13 protein-coding genes and 1 tRNA gene are annotated in these 14,209 nt (G+C 44.2%); 6 read left to right on the forward strand and 8 right to left on the reverse strand.

Annotated elements, in window-relative coordinates; genetic code table 11:
- Position 1: 1 nt before the first annotated feature.
- From rplK to rplS, 5 genes are all read right to left on the reverse strand, one after another.
- Positions 2-427 carry a 50S ribosomal protein L11 gene (gene rplK, locus LW728_RS05415; RefSeq protein ID WP_002735897.1) on the reverse strand — a complete coding sequence of 142 codons (426 nt, stop codon included), beginning with the start codon at positions 425-427 and terminating at the stop codon, positions 2-4.
- Positions 428-430: 3 nt separating this feature from the next.
- A complete protein-coding gene (nusG, locus tag LW728_RS05420; RefSeq protein WP_002800219.1) occupies positions 431-1,048 on the reverse strand; it encodes a transcription termination/antitermination protein NusG in 618 nt (205 codons plus the stop codon).
- Positions 1,045-1,281 (reverse strand): preprotein translocase subunit SecE, encoded by a 237-nt coding sequence (gene secE, locus LW728_RS05425; protein WP_002737505.1) that lies wholly within the window; start codon positions 1,279-1,281, stop codon positions 1,045-1,047. Before secE ends, nusG begins: the two co-directional genes overlap by 4 nt.
- A gap of 124 nt (positions 1,282-1,405) precedes the next feature.
- Positions 1,406-1,478: transfer RNA gene (locus tag LW728_RS05430), tRNA-Trp, on the reverse strand.
- Between the two features lie 101 nt (positions 1,479-1,579).
- Positions 1,580-1,942: a 50S ribosomal protein L19 gene (rplS, locus tag LW728_RS05435; protein WP_002754314.1), complete on the reverse strand. Its 363-nt coding sequence runs from the start codon at positions 1,940-1,942 to the stop codon at positions 1,580-1,582.
- Between the two features lie 277 nt (positions 1,943-2,219).
- On the opposite strand from rplS, the gene LW728_RS05440 reads away from it, so the two are divergent.
- The 6 genes from LW728_RS05440 to LW728_RS05465 all read left to right on the forward strand — a co-directional run bounded on the left by LW728_RS05440 (position 2,220) and on the right by LW728_RS05465 (position 7,797).
- On the forward strand, positions 2,220-2,390 hold the full coding sequence (locus tag LW728_RS05440) for a hypothetical protein (protein WP_287765587.1): 171 nt from the start codon (positions 2,220-2,222) through the stop codon (positions 2,388-2,390).
- A 37-nt stretch (positions 2,391-2,427) separates the two neighbouring features.
- Complete coding sequence (locus tag LW728_RS05445; protein ID WP_287765590.1) at positions 2,428-2,841, forward strand: Het-E N-terminal domain-containing protein; 414 nt, start codon at positions 2,428-2,430, stop codon at positions 2,839-2,841.
- Between the two features lie 26 nt (positions 2,842-2,867).
- Positions 2,868-3,263, forward strand: a complete 396-nt coding sequence (locus tag LW728_RS05450; protein WP_002769767.1) for a hypothetical protein — start codon at positions 2,868-2,870, stop codon at positions 3,261-3,263.
- 65 nt (positions 3,264-3,328) lie between these two features.
- A complete protein-coding gene (locus LW728_RS05455; RefSeq protein WP_287765592.1) occupies positions 3,329-6,991 on the forward strand; it encodes a WD40 repeat domain-containing protein in 3,663 nt (1,220 codons plus the stop codon).
- 339 nt (positions 6,992-7,330) lie between these two features.
- Entirely contained in the window at positions 7,331-7,579 is a 249-nt protein-coding gene (locus LW728_RS05460) for a type II toxin-antitoxin system HicB family antitoxin (protein ID WP_002736552.1), read from the forward strand.
- Between the two features lie 2 nt (positions 7,580-7,581).
- Positions 7,582-7,797, forward strand: coding sequence for a type II toxin-antitoxin system HicA family toxin (locus LW728_RS05465; RefSeq protein WP_002738249.1), 216 nt, complete (start codon positions 7,582-7,584; stop codon positions 7,795-7,797).
- Positions 7,798-8,016: 219 nt separating this feature from the next.
- Here LW728_RS05465 and LW728_RS05470 read toward each other — a convergent pair whose 3' ends face one another.
- The 3 genes from LW728_RS05470 to nifJ all read right to left on the reverse strand — a co-directional run bounded on the left by LW728_RS05470 (position 8,017) and on the right by nifJ (position 13,957).
- A complete protein-coding gene (locus tag LW728_RS05470; RefSeq protein WP_002800214.1) occupies positions 8,017-9,225 on the reverse strand; it encodes an ATP-dependent 6-phosphofructokinase in 1,209 nt (402 codons plus the stop codon).
- Positions 9,226-9,374: 149 nt separating this feature from the next.
- Positions 9,375-10,400, reverse strand: a complete 1,026-nt coding sequence (locus tag LW728_RS05475; RefSeq protein WP_287765596.1) for a dihydroorotate dehydrogenase-like protein — start codon at positions 10,398-10,400, stop codon at positions 9,375-9,377.
- Between the two features lie 2 nt (positions 10,401-10,402).
- Positions 10,403-13,957 (reverse strand): pyruvate:ferredoxin (flavodoxin) oxidoreductase, encoded by a 3,555-nt coding sequence (gene nifJ, locus LW728_RS05480; protein ID WP_287765598.1) that lies wholly within the window; start codon positions 13,955-13,957, stop codon positions 10,403-10,405.
- Between the last annotated feature and the right edge of the window lie 252 nt (positions 13,958-14,209).

Genomic DNA, 14,209 nt, shown 5'->3' on the forward strand with positions numbered 1-14,209 from the left:
TTTAGTCTGAGATCTTGACACCCATATTTCTGGCCGTTCCCGCCACAATATTCATGGCCGCTTCGATGTCGTTAGCGTTAAGATCGGGCATTTTAGTTTGGGCGATTTCGCGTAATTGGTCGCGGGTAATGGTGGCGACAAATTTCTTGTTAGGTTCGTTGGAACCTCTTTCCACACCAGCCGCTTTACGGATGAGAACGGAAGCGGGGGGAGTTTTGAGGACAAAGGTAAAACTCCGATCCTCAAAAACGGAAATTTCCACAGGGATGATCATCCCGGCCTGATCGGCGGTTTTAGCGTTGTAATCTTTACAAAACGCCATAATATTCACCCCGTGTTGACCTAAAGCAGGACCCACGGGAGGAGCAGGGTTAGCCTTACCAGCAGGTAAAGCTAGTTTAATAATTGCGACGACTTTTTTAGCCATGATTTAGTTTTGTTTTTCGACTTGATTAAATTCCAATTCGACCGGGGTATCCCGACCAAAAATGGAGAGCAGGGCCTTGAGTTTGCCGCGCTCGGGACTAACTTCGATCACTTCCCCTTCAAAGTCCTTAAATGGACCGGATAGGACTAAGATTTGATCGCCAACTTCCATATTGATTTTGACGACCGGTTCTTGAATCTGAGCTTGTTTGAAGATGCGATCAACTTCTGACATACTCAAGGGTAGCGGGGTGACGTGACCGCGGCCGCGTCCGTAGTGCCGTTTTTGTTCGGCCCCGACAAAGTTGATCACATGGGGGGTGTTTTTCACCACCTGCCAAGCGTCATCATCCATGATCATTCTGATCAGGACATAACCCGGGAAGACTTTTTCCTCGCCGTGTTGCCGTGAGCCATCCTTGCGGACTTTGACGGTGGCCGCTTGGGGAATCTGAACTTGCAGAATGCGATCGGCCACATCGAGGGTGTGGATGCGCTGTTCCAAATTAGCTTTGACCCGTTTCTCACAACCGGAAGCCACCTGCACGGCATACCAACGGGGTTTTTTCGGTAGGTCGCTAAGATTGAGTTCTTCGGGAAACTGCTCTTCTTCTAGACTCATGGGAACACCTTCCCCGCACCCCAGGCAAAGAATTTATCGATTAGATAGATGAGAGTGGCTACCAAAGTCACCATTAACATCACCGCCGCCGATTCGCTCAAAAGTTGCTGACGGGAAGGCCAGACGACTTTGGCGAGTTCTTCTTTGGTTTCATTGACGAATTCCTTGACCTGAAAGGAGCTTCCCTCTTTCTTGTCGCTCGCGTCTTTTTCTAGGGTTTCTTTTTTGGCCACGATCGCTACTCCTTAAAATGATACTCAAGCTATCCTTAACTTATCATTTTCACCGGACAACCCACACTAACCCCCAGACATTTAGATTATGTCCTTTGCAATTATCGGCTTGGTGATTACCAAACGCGCCCTGGAGGACTTGAACCCCCGACATCAGGTTTTGGAGACCTGCGTTCTACCAACTGAACTAAGAGCGCCCATTCGCTAAACTATTGGGCTTTTTTAAGGCCTTTATTTATTATAGCGTAGTTGTTGGCGATTAAGCAACTTTCTTGGTTAGGCTGTCGCCGGAAATTTTTTAGAGGGGGCGATCGAAACGTTCTTGGACCCTGGTGGCTTTGCCAACCCGATCGCGCAGATAGTAGAGTTTCGCCCGACGTACTTTACCACGACGGATGATCTTGATATTGGCAACCCGGGGCGAGTGGAGCAGGAAAACTCTTTCTACTCCCACACCCTGGAAGACTTTGCGTACTGTAATCGTTTCGTTGATACCGCCATGGCGTTTGGCGATGACAATACCCTCGTAGGGCTGAATCCGCTCTTTATCTCCTTCAACGATTCGCACCCCTACCCGGATCGTGTCACCGACATGGATAATGGGCAGATCGCTCTTGAGATACTCGGCTTCGATTGATTTGATAATCTCTTCCGTTTTCATCGGCTTTCGTAAAACTGACAATTTACTATCATACCATATTTTTTTAAGTACAGCCTTTCTCGTCTAAATGAAATATGATCTAAACGGGATTAGGGACTTGCGCTTTGATAATGTATCTTTTGGGCGAACGCAGTTCGCCCCTACATTGTGGACAAAATCCGTTACTGTAGAAGTGCCAGGAACCTGCGCCCTCCGATCGCTCAAGTGTGCTGATCACCCTAAGTAGGGGGAAGTCCTTCGAGAGTCCCCGCAGCTAAGGGACTTACGCTTTGATAATATGCTATCTGGCTGGTCTGATTTTTCTACAGAGCGATTTTCTGGCTGGGATATTATTCCCAAGCAAGTCCCCCACGTCCAGCTTATAGTAGTAGCCAACAACCCCGACGAGCAAGCCATTTGCGCCCAATACCTGCGCCATAATCGCGTCAGATACTTTGCTTTGATCTAAGATTGAGTCAGCAATATCTAATTTGGAGTCTCAGGCAATGGAAATAATTCTCGCTGCGTTGGCTGCTGGTGCGGCGGCTGCTGCTAAGGATACGGCAGGAACAGCCGTTAAGGATGCTTATGAGAGTTTAAAAGCGTTGATTAAGAAGAAGTTTGCAGAAAAAGGGAAAACAGATGATAGTGATATCGTCGATAAACATGAGAAAAAACCAGATTCAGAGGGGGTAAAAACACTGCTTAAAGAAGAGTTACTTGAAGCAAAAATTGATAGAGATGCAGAGGTTATTAAGACAGCAGAAGAATTACTTAAGCAATTAAAACCTGAAGAATTTGCCGCAGGTAAGTATAATATTAATGTTGGTGATGATATTAAAGGAATGGTGGGAGATGGTACTTTGAAGGGAATTGCAGGAGATATTAGTGGTGGAGATATTAGTCAGAACATTAATTAGTTGAGGATTATTTAGGAGGGAAATTTATGTCAATTACTGTTGAGGTAGAACTTAAAGATTTTCTAATTCAAATCAATCAAAAGTTAGACAATCTTCAAAAAGATGTTACTGATATTAAGATTGAACTTAGTGAAGTTAAAGGTGAAATTAAGCGTCTGGAGGGAAAAATTGATGGTGTCGAGAAGCGTCTGGAGGAAAAAATTGATGGTGTCGAGAAGCGTCTGGAGGAAAAAATTGATGGTGTCGAGAAGCGTCTAGAGGAAAAAATTGATGGTATTGAGAAGCGTCTAGAGGGAAAAATTGATGGCGTGGAAAAGCGCTTAGAGAATCAAGAGTTTGTCAGTCGAGGGATTTTAGTCGCTTTAATTGTAACGATTTTAGGCGGTTTGGCTAAATTGTTTGGTTTAGTAGGAAGTCCTTAAAGAGTGCTAATTCTAAAACTGCAATTTAAAGTTAACTTGAAAAGAATAATTTTGGGGTAGCAAAAATGACTGATAAAAGTTATTATTCAGAAATAGGAGGTGATGTTAAAGGTCTTATTGGTGATGGTGAATTTAAGGGAATTGCAGGTGATATTAGTGGGGGTGTAATCAATCAATATATTATTACCCAAAAGTCAGGAGTTGAGATTCAGGCTCAAACTTTAATTACGGGTTCACCTTATTTGGGTTTAAGGAAGTTTGAGGTAGATGACAAGGATAGGTTTTTTGGGCGAGATAATTGGATTATTGAGTTAACTGATTATTTAAAGCAAAAGAATGTTTTATTGCTTTTAGGTGCGTCAGGAAGCGGTAAATCTTCTCTCGTGCAAGCGGGTTTAATTCCTAAGTTAAAGGATAATTTGGGCGCAAATAAATTGGTTAATTTAACTTTTGTTCCTGATGTTAATCCCTTTGAGTCTTTTTATGGTTGTCTTTTGGCAAATAGATATAAACAATCCCAAGCGAAATTAGCACAATCTGTTCAGGAAGATACTTTAATTAAGGTGGTTGAAGGATTAAAAAATAATTCTGATTTATGGTTTATTTTTATTGACCAATTTGAGGAATTATTTACTCGTACACCGAAGACAGAAAGGGATATTTTTATTAAAAGTTTGGTTAATTTAATTGAAAAGAATGATAGTTGGGTTAAAATTGTGATGACGATGAGGGCGGATTTTTTAGATAAATTAAGTCCTTATCCCAGTTTAGGAAAAATCCATGATCAGTATAGCAAGATGTTAACGGATATGGACGAAAGTGAGTTAAGATTAGCTATTGCTGAACCGGCGGCGAGAAATGGGGTAATCTTTGAAAAGGGATTAATTAATCAAATTATTGCCGATTTTTATGAACAGGCTGGCTCTTTACCTCTGTTACAATATACGTTAGATTTATTGTGGCAAAAAAATCATATTCAAGAGCGGATTTTAAATATTAAGATTTATCAAGAGATTGGTGGGGTAACGGGTGCGCTAGAAAAACAAGCGGATAAAATTTATAGTCAATTTAATGAACAGCAACGGAAAGCAGCAGAGGAAATTTTTCTAGAGTTAATTAGTTTAGAAGGGGAAAAAGCGGTTAGCAGAAGGGCGAATAAATCGAGTTTTGAACAGGAGGAAATGCAAAGGGAGGTTCTCTATCAATTGATAGATAATCGTCTTTTGGTGAGTAAGGGAGAAGACGGGAAAGCAACGGTTGAGGTGGCACATGAAGAATTGTTGCGGTGTTGGAAAGTGTTACAGGATTTAATTAGGGAAAAGGAGGAGATAATTGTTCTGAGAAGTCGTTTATATGCTGATGCTAAACAGTGGGATGATTTACAGAAGCAAGATGCAGTAAAAGCGAGTAGTGAGCTTTGGGGAGGTTCTAAGTTGGCTAAAATTGTTGAGTTTCAAAAGAATAATTCTCTGCCTAATTTAGAGGCTGTGGCGATTGAGTTTATTAAGGCGAGTATTAGTCAAGCAGAACGACAAAAAAATGAAAAAATTAGAACAGCGCGAATAATTACAGCGGGTTCTTTGGTGGCGGTGGTGATTAGTACTGGATTTGGTTTAATGGCGTGGAAACAAACACAACAAGCGGAACTCAATCTGGCAAATGCTCGCGGGTTTTCTTCCTTGTCTTTGTTTGATAGAGGAAAAGAATTAGAGGCTTTTGTTGAAGCGATTAAAGCAGGAAAAACCCTACAAAAGCAGCAGGCATCCGACACGAAGGTGACGAATGCCTTACAGGAACTTCTCAACCGCAAAAGTGAACGCAATCGCTTAGAAGGGCATGGTAGATATGTCCATAGCGTTAATTTTAGTCCTAACGGCAAGACTTTGGTGAGCGGTAGTGATGACAAAACTATCAAACTCTGGAATGTAGAAACAGGCCAAAAACTCCACACCTTCGAGGGGCATGGTGGCCCTGTCTATAGCGTTAATTTTAGTCCTGACGAGGGCAAGACTTTGGTGAGCGGTAGTGATGACAAAACTATCAAACTCTGGAATGTAGAAACAGGCCAAGAAATCCGTACCCTCAAGGAGCATGGTGGCACTGTCTATAGCGTTAATTTTAGTCCTGACGGCAAGACTTTGGTGAGCGGTAGTGATGACAAAACTATCAAACTCTGGAATGTAGAAACAGGGAAAGAAATCCGCACCCTCAAGGGGCATAAAGGCCCTGTCTATAGCGTTAATTTTAGTCGCAACGGCAAGACTTTGGTGAGCGGTAGTGGTGACAAGACTATCATACTCTGGGATGTAGAAACAGGCGAAAAACTCCACACCTTCGAGGGGCATAATGGCCCTGTCTATAGCGTTAATTTTAGTCACGACGGCAAGACTTTGGTGAGCGGTAGTGGTGACAAGACTATCAAACTCTGGAATGTAGAAAAACCCCAAGAAATCCGCACCCTCAAGGGGCATAATAGCCGTGTCAGAAGCGTTAATTTTAGTCCCAACGGCAAGACTTTGGTGAGCGGTAGTTGGGACAACACCATCAAACTCTGGAATGAGTCAACAGGCCAAGAAATCCTCACCCTCAAGGGGCATGAAGGCCCTGTCTGGAGCGTTAATTTTAGTCCTGACGAGGGCAAGACTTTGGTGAGCGGTAGTGATGACGGGACTATCAAACTCTGGAATGTAGAAATAGTCCAAACCCTCAAGGGGCATGATGACCTTGTCAATAGCGTTGAGTTTAGTCCTGACGAGGGCAAGACTTTGGTGAGCAGTAGTGATGACGGGACTATCAAGCTCTGGGATGTAAAAACAGGCGAAGAAATCCGCACCCTCAAGGGGAATGATTACCCTGTCAGAAGCGTTAATTTTAGTCCCGACGGCAATACTTTGGTGAGCGGTAGTGATGACAAAACTATCATACTCTGGGATGTAAAAACAGGCAAAAAAATCCACACCTTCGAGGAGCATAATGGCCTTGTCAGAAGCGTTAATTTTAGTCCCAACGGCGAGACTTTGGTGAGCGGTAGTTGGGACGGTACTATCAAACTCTGGGATGTAGAAAAACGCCAAAAAATCCACACCTTCGAGGTGCATCATCGTGTCAGAAGCGTTAATTTTAGTCCCGACGGCAAGACTTTGGTGAGCGGTAGTAATGACAAAACTATCAAACTCTGGGATGTAAAAACAGGCAAAGAAATCCACACCTCCTATGCCTTCAAGGGGCATGAGGGTCCTGTCAGAAGCGTTAATTTTAGTCCCAACGGCGAGACTTTGGTGAGCGGTAGTTATGACAAAACTATCAAACTCTGGGATGTAAAAACAGGCAAAGAAATCCACACCTTCGAGGGGCATGATGGCCCTGTCAGAAGCGTTAATTTTAGTCCTAACGGCAAGACTTTGGTGAGCGGTAGTGATGACAAAACTATCAAACTCTGGAATGTAGAAAAACGCCAAGAAATCCGCACCCTCCATGGGCATAATAGCCGTGTCAGAAGCGTTAATTTTAGTCCCAACGGCAAGACTTTGGTGAGCGGTAGTTGGGACAACACTATCAAACTCTGGAAGGTAGAAACAGACTCGAATTTATTGAATTTAGATGCTTTAATGGGGCGTAGTTGCGATTGGGTGCGGGCTTATTTGCACAATCCTAATTCTGGTGTTAGGGAGGAGGATAGGGGTTTGTGTGATGGGATTGGGGGTAAATCGTCAGTATCAGGATTTTGAGGATTAGAGGATTTTCAGGATGCTCAATCTTAAAAGATTGTCAGGAGTTTCCAAGTAAATAATCCAGTTAATCCTAAAATCCCGTTAATCTTGGTTTAGACTTCTTTGTGAGGATACAGAAGGATTGTAGGGCGATGCAGAAGAGTTGTAGGACAATACACAAAGATTGTAGGACAATGCAGGACTTAAACGCTTTAATGGGGCGTAGTTGCGATTGGGTGCGGGTTTATTTGCACAATCCTAATTCTGGCGTTAAGGAGGAGGATAGACATTTGTGTGATGGGATTGGTGAGGAGAAGTGATAATATAGTTACATATTATGGAGATTTAGAGAAGAAAATGATCTTACTCAATTATTGTGAAAAAGCTTTACAAAAAGCACAATACAAAAGGCTAAATGACGGTACTTGGTTTGCTGAAATAGAAGGCTTTCAAGGCGTTTGGGGAAATGGATTGACCGTTGAAGAATGCCGTCAAGACTTACTAGAAGTTCTAGAAGAATGGATCATTTTAAAATTACAAGATGGCGACCCTTTACCTATCATAGATGGATTAGAAATTAAAGTTACAACAGTTGCAGAAGTTTAGTTATGCCATCAGCAATTTCTCGCAGAAAATTAATCAGAAAATTGAAAGCTTTAGGTTACACAGGACCTTTTTCTGGTAGTAAACATCAATTTATGAAAAAGGGTCAACATAAAATTCGCATCCCTAACCCTCATGGAAATCAAGAAATCTCTACAGATTTAGTTAAGGAAATTCTCAAACAAGCGGGTATTAGTGATGAAGAATGGGACAACAGTTAAACAGTATTGGTTATATATTTAGGATTTGATCTTTATGATTCTTTTCATATCGCTTGCGCTGAATATGCTAGAATAGACGTATTGTTAACCACCGATGACAGATTACTGAGAAAAGCCATAAAATACAGTAAATTATTGCAAGTAAAATTAGCAGAATTAAATATCTTAACCAATTAAAAAAGCGAGAAAGTATTAGCAACCCTTCTCGCTTTATTATAACTAAACCAACGCCTCCACAGCTTGCGGAACTACTGCCGTCTCAGTTGTGGTATTTTCCCCTAGGTAAATTCCCAAAGAACGGGCTGTTTTGACGATAAAACCATCAGGATCCACGGGATAGGCACAGCGATGCTCTTGATGACATTGTTTGATAATTTTGATCACTGGTTTCAGGGGCAAACTACGCACTTGTCCCCCGCGCCAAATCACCACGCGATCGAGTTTACCCTGTTCGATTAATTCTACGGCCTTAATGCCGAAGGCCGTGGCTAACAGTCGATCCATGGCCAAAGGAGGACGACTTCTTTGCAGGTGTCCCAAAGACATGGCCCGCACATCCATGGAATTGAGATAACAGAAGACGGGATCGGTAACGCACAAAGAGCGAGTTTTGTCAAATATTAATTTTTCTAAATAATCGGCAATATACTTCTCTTTTTGGTTATCTTCGTTTTTAACACCCTCAGAAATGACAATGAGAGCGAATTTACGACCTTGAGCGCGTAATTCTGCCAAATGACGACAACAACCGTCGATAATTTCGGGAGTGAGAGCCGGGGTTAATTCGGGAATAAAAATCGCATCGGCCCCCCCGGCAATTCCGGCATGAAGGGCTAAATGACCGGCATCTCTACCCATCACCTGCACAATCATCACCCTTTCGTGACTAGCGGCGGTAAAGGTGAGATCATACAAAGCTTGAGTGACGATATCCACGGCAGTGGTAAAACCGACGGACCATTCCGTATAGGGAACGTCATTATCGATGGTTTTGGGAACCGCGATAATATTCCAGTTGCCTTTCTGGGCGAGATCGTAGATGATATCGATGCTCCCATCGCCCCCAACGACGATCAGGGCATCTAATCCCAGCATTTCGTATCCTTGCAGGATTTTCGTGGCAATTTCTGGGTTTTCGGGATGTCCTTTGCTCAAAGAACCCAAGACACTACCACTAAGAAACTGCAAAACGTCTAATCCTTTCAAGACCCCGGGTAGGTTATAGCCATGCTGAGTCAGGATCAAATCTTCGGGGTGATATTTTCCCTCGGCAATCTGCATAAAACCGTCGGTCCCGTAGGGAATGCCGTACACATCCCAACCCTTTAGTTTTGATGATTTCACCACGGCACGAATTACCGCATTTAACCCCGGGCAATCGCCACCACTGGTCAGAATGCCGATTTTTTTCTTTTGATTCTCGTTCATGGTTATATCCTCCAGGATTTTTTTTTCGTTGTCGGGAGTCAGTATTAAGGAGTCAGGAGTCGGGAGTCAGGAGATTATTTTTATTTATTCTCCCTGCTCCCCACTCCCCAATTCATAATTCATAATTCATAATTTCCCACTTCCCACTTTTATTTGCTGGTGGTTTGAAAACGTTTCCAAACAGGTTCGTAACTTTGCAGGGCTTTCATATACTGTACCCGTTCAAAAGCAGTCGGATCTGGGCAATTCATTTGACTCATACTGCCAATTAACTGCTCGATCGATTCGTACTCATTTTCTTCCAACCAATGCAATAAACCCTGTTCGATCTTGGTAATTTCCTCCAAACCGTGGCGTAATAAAACACTAACTAACATGGTCGCTTTTGCCCCCACCATCATCATTTTGATCACGTCGATGGCGTTATGAATGCCACTGGTAGCGGCAAAATCCGTCGGTACACGACCGTAAAGCATGGCAATCCAGCGCAGGGGTAAACGCATTGCTTGGGGATTACTGAGGATAATATTAGGGTGAACATCCAAGGTGTCTAAGTCGATATCCGGCTGATAGAAACGGTTAAATAATACCAACCCATCGGCCCCTGCTTCCGCTAATTGTTTAGCCATATTGGCCGTATTGCTAAAGTAGGGACTTAACTTCATCGAGACGGGAATTGATACCTCCGATTTGACAATTTTGAGGATATCAATATAGTTTTGTTCGACGTGATTTCCGGTTAATTCCAGGTCGTTGGGAACATAATAAACATTCAACTCCAAAGCATCAGCGCCCGCTTGTTGAATTTGAGTGGCATACTCCAACCATCCCCCAGAGGTCTCACCGTTGAGACTGGCAATAATCGGAATATCGACCATTTCTTTGGCTTTGCGAATATGGTTGAGATATTCGTCGGAACCAACGTGAAAAACCTCCGGTTCGGGAAAATAAGTCAAAGCTTCCGCAAAACTCTCGGCTCCGTGGGTAAAATGATGGTGTAGAGCCAGTCTTTCGTGTTTAATCTGCTCCTCGAAAAAGGAGTGTAAAACCACGGCAGCGGCTCCGAAGTCTTCCATTTTCTTGATATTGTCGATATCCTCGCTCAAGGGTGCGGCCGCACCGATGACTAACGGCGATCGCAATTGCAAACCCATGTAGGTAGTGTGTAGATTCATAACTATTCGTTGCTCCCTGTACCTTTTGCTGCTAAATACTGATACATTTGCCAGCGCGTATCCACATCTGCTTGTGCTTCTTTGAGCAGACGTTTAGCTTCCTCCGGCTTACTGGTGGCCAACATCTTAAAGCGATTCTCCGAGTAGAGAGTTTGCGCTACGGTAAGCTTAGGCGCACGGCTGTCCAATTGTAGGGGATTTTTGCCTTCTTTAGCTAAATCGGGATGATAACGGTACATTAACCAGCGACCGCTTTCCACCACTTCTTTTTGATGGTTCATGGCGGTGGTCATGTTGATCCCGTGAGCAATACAGTGAGAATAGGCGATAATTAACGATGGCCCGTTGTAAGCTTCCGCTTCTAGGAAAGCTTTGATAGTTTGCTCGTTTTTTGCCCCCATAGCCACGCTGGCCACATAGACGTTACCGTAGGTCATGGCCATTAAACCGAGGTCTTTTTTCGGTCCCGGTTTGCCACCAGAAGCAAATTTAGCTACGGCAGCGCGAGGAGTAGCTTTCGAGGCCTGGCCGCCCGTATTTGAGTAAACTTCCGTATCCATGACCAAAATATTGACATTGCGACCACTAGCTAAAACGTGATCTAAGCCACCATAACCGATGTCGTAGGCCCAACCGTCACCCCCGACAATCCAGACGCTTTTCTTGACCAGATAATCGGCCACGGATAACAACATTTTCACCTGCGTGGTCGGGGTTAATTGCCCTAAACGGGATTTTAGGGCCTCTACCCGATGCCGTTGTTCGTAAATTTCCGCTTCATCGACTTGGTGACAATTGAGAATATCTGCCGCTAGACTTTCTCCGATTTCACTAGCGAGGGTTCCTAACAGTTCGGCGGCAAATTCTGCCTGTTTATCGATGGAAACTCGGAATCCTAAGCCAAATTCGGCATTATCTTCAAAGAGGGAATTCGACCAGGCCGGACCGCGACCTTCGGCGTTAACTGCCCAGGGTGTTGTCGGTAAATTACCTCCGTAGATAGATGAACAACCGGTAGCATTAGCCACTATCATGCGATCGCCAAATAGCTGACTGACTAATTTAACGTAGGGAGTCTCACCACAACCGGCACAAGCGCCGGAAAACTCAAAGAGAGGTTCCTGCATTTGCTGATGGTTAATTTTATTGAGATTTAGGCTTAATCGGTCTGGATTAGGCAAATTAAGGAAGAAATCCCAGTTAACTCGTTCCTGTTCCCGCAGGGGCAATTGGGGAGCCATATTAATCGCTCTTAGACGTGGTTGCGATTTGTTTTTAGCGGGGCAAACATCAACACAGAGACCGCAACCGGTACAATCTTCGGCGGCCACTTGGATGGTGAATTTTAGCCCTTTCCAGTCGTGATCCTTGGCATTAGCGACTTTAAAGGTTTCTGGGGCCGTAGCTAATTCGGCCTCGTCATAGACTTTCGAGCGAATAACGGCGTGGGGACAAACAAGAACGCATTTACCGCACTGAACACAGACATCGGCATCCCAAACGGGGATTTCTTGGGCAATATTGCGTTTTTCCCATTGGCTAGTGGCGGTGGGGTAAGTACCATCGTTGGGAAGGGCGCTAACGGGCAATTCATCCCCGTGACGGGCGATAATTTTGCCGAGGACTTCTCGGACGAAAGTGGGTGCGCTGTCGGGAATTGGTGGTCTTAATTCAAAAGCTTCAGGGGTGACAGTGGCGGGAATTGGGACTTGATAGAGATGTTCTAGGGCAGAATCCACAGCTTTGATGTTCATCTGCACGATTTCTTCCCCTTTCTTGCCGTAGGTCTTGCGGATGGCTTTTTTGATTTGTGCGATCGCATCTTCCCGCGACAAAACCCCCGCTAGGGCAAAGAAACACACCTGCATAACGGTATTAATCCGACTGCCCATCCCCGCTTCTTTGGCTACTTGAGTGGCATTAATCGTATAAACTTGCAGATTTTTATCGATGATAGTTTGCTGGAGATGGCGGGGTAAGTGACTAAACACCTCCTCCGGTGGATAGGGACTATTCAGGAGAAAAATTGAGTTCGATTTAGCGGTTTCTAGCAGGTCAAATTGTTCGACAAATTCCCACTGATGACAGGCGATAAAGTTAGCATCAGTGATTAAATAGGTAGAGCGAATCGGATGGGGGCCAAAGCGTAGGTGAGAAACGGTGACGGAGCCAGATTTTTTGGAATCATAGACGAAATAACCCTGGGCATAATTATCAGTATCTTCACCGATAATTTTAATTGAATTTTTGTTAGCTCCCACCGTACCATCGGAACCTAAACCGTAGAAAACCGCCCGCACTACTTCGTCCGGTTCGGTGGAAAAACTGCGGTCATATTCCAGACTGGAAAAGGTAAGATCGTCAACGATACCAATAGTGAAGTGATTTTTCGGTTTGTCGAGACTTAAGTTATCAAATATACCGGCAATCATGGCTGGAGTAAATTCTTTGGAAGATAAACCGTAGCGTCCTCCCACAATTTTCGGCAGCTTGCCTTCGTACTCTTCCATAAAGGCATTTACCACGTCTAAATATAGCGGATCGCCCCCGGCACCGGGTTCTTTACAGCGATCTAAAACGGCTATTTTTTTCACCGTGGTGGGCAAAGCTGCCAGTAATTTTTCGGCGGCAAAGGGACGATAGAGACGAACTTTTAAAACCCCAACTTTAGCCCCATTTTGATTGAGATAATCCACGGTTTCATGGACGGTTTCCCCTCCCGATCCCATTAACATAATCACTCTTTCGGCATCGGGCGCACCGTGGTATTCATAGAGATGGTATTGCCGTCCTGTTAATTGGGCAAAACGATCCATAATTTTTTGGGCGATATCGGGACAAGCATAATAGAAAGGATTGACGCTTTCCCTTGCCTGGAAATAAACATCGGGATTTTGTGCCGTGCCTCGTAAAACCGGTCGATCGGGAGTTAAAGCTCTTTGACGATGGGCAATAATTAGGTCTTCATCTATCAGTTCTTTGAGAGTTTCATCGCTAATTAATTCGACTTTTTGCACCTCATGACTGGTACGAAACCCATCAAAAAAGTGCAGAAAAGGAATCCTGGTTTCTAGGGTGGTAGCCGTGGCAATAGCCGCCAGATCTTGAGCTTCTTGAACGGAATTAGCCGCTAACATAGCCCAACCCGTACTTCTGGCAGACATGACATCACTATGATCCCCAAAAATTGACAATCCTTGGGCTGCTAAAGCACGGGCCGCCACATGAACCACTGAAGAGGTTAATTCCCCCGCAATTTTGTAGAAGTTAGGGAGCATTAATAATAATCCCTGCGAGGAAGTGAAAGTAGTAGTTAAAGAGCCTGTTTGTAGCGCTCCGTGCAGGGTTCCCGCTGCCCCACCTTCGCTCTGCATTTCGATTACGGAAGGAATGGTTCCCCAGAGATTAGCTCTGCGTTCGGCTGACCAACTATCGGACCATTCACCCATGGGCGAGGAGGGAGTGATAGGATAAATAGCGATCACTTCACTGAGACGATAGGCAACGCGCGCAACAGCTTCGTTACCATCTATGGTTGCATAGGTTTTTGTGGTCATGTGTTCCCCTTAGTTTTTACGATATTTGTCGGGATTTTAAGTTTTTTTACGGCTCAATTTCGCACTAAATATCCTCTCGTTTCCCTGACAACCGAAGGATTTTCTTTGAGCGTCGCTTTTGACTCCCTATCTACTATTGGACGCTTACGGCAGACAGGCTTAAGTAGAGCAATTTTTCTGTCTCCACCTCGATCATTATCCAGATTCTCGGCTTTCTAGCAATTCGTTATTTTTTCTTAATACGCTGCTGAG

Source organism: Microcystis sp. 49638_E5 (assembly GCF_021300285.1).
GTDB classification, from domain to species: Bacteria; Cyanobacteriota; Cyanobacteriia; order Cyanobacteriales; family Microcystaceae; genus Microcystis; species Microcystis aeruginosa_C.

Coding starts and splice junctions, on each gene's coding strand:
- rplK (WP_002735897.1), bottom strand. CDS start 427: ATGGCTAAAAAAGTCGTCGCAATTATTAAACTAGCTTTACCTGCTGGT.
- nusG (WP_002800219.1), bottom strand. CDS start 1,048: ATGAGTCTAGAAGAAGAGCAGTTTCCCGAAGAACTCAATCTTAGCGAC.
- rplS (WP_002754314.1), bottom strand. CDS start 1,942: ATGAAAACGGAAGAGATTATCAAATCAATCGAAGCCGAGTATCTCAAG.
- LW728_RS05440 (WP_287765587.1), top strand. CDS start 2,220: ATGCTATCTGGCTGGTCTGATTTTTCTACAGAGCGATTTTCTGGCTGG.
- LW728_RS05445 (WP_287765590.1), top strand. CDS start 2,428: ATGGAAATAATTCTCGCTGCGTTGGCTGCTGGTGCGGCGGCTGCTGCT.
- LW728_RS05450 (WP_002769767.1), top strand. CDS start 2,868: ATGTCAATTACTGTTGAGGTAGAACTTAAAGATTTTCTAATTCAAATC.
- LW728_RS05455 (WP_287765592.1), top strand. CDS start 3,329: ATGACTGATAAAAGTTATTATTCAGAAATAGGAGGTGATGTTAAAGGT.
- LW728_RS05460 (WP_002736552.1), top strand. CDS start 7,331: ATGATCTTACTCAATTATTGTGAAAAAGCTTTACAAAAAGCACAATAC.
- LW728_RS05465 (WP_002738249.1), top strand. CDS start 7,582: ATGCCATCAGCAATTTCTCGCAGAAAATTAATCAGAAAATTGAAAGCT.
- LW728_RS05470 (WP_002800214.1), bottom strand. CDS start 9,225: ATGAACGAGAATCAAAAGAAAAAAATCGGCATTCTGACCAGTGGTGGC.
- LW728_RS05475 (WP_287765596.1), bottom strand. CDS start 10,400: ATGAATCTACACACTACCTACATGGGTTTGCAATTGCGATCGCCGTTA.
- nifJ (WP_287765598.1), bottom strand. CDS start 13,957: ATGACCACAAAAACCTATGCAACCATAGATGGTAACGAAGCTGTTGCG.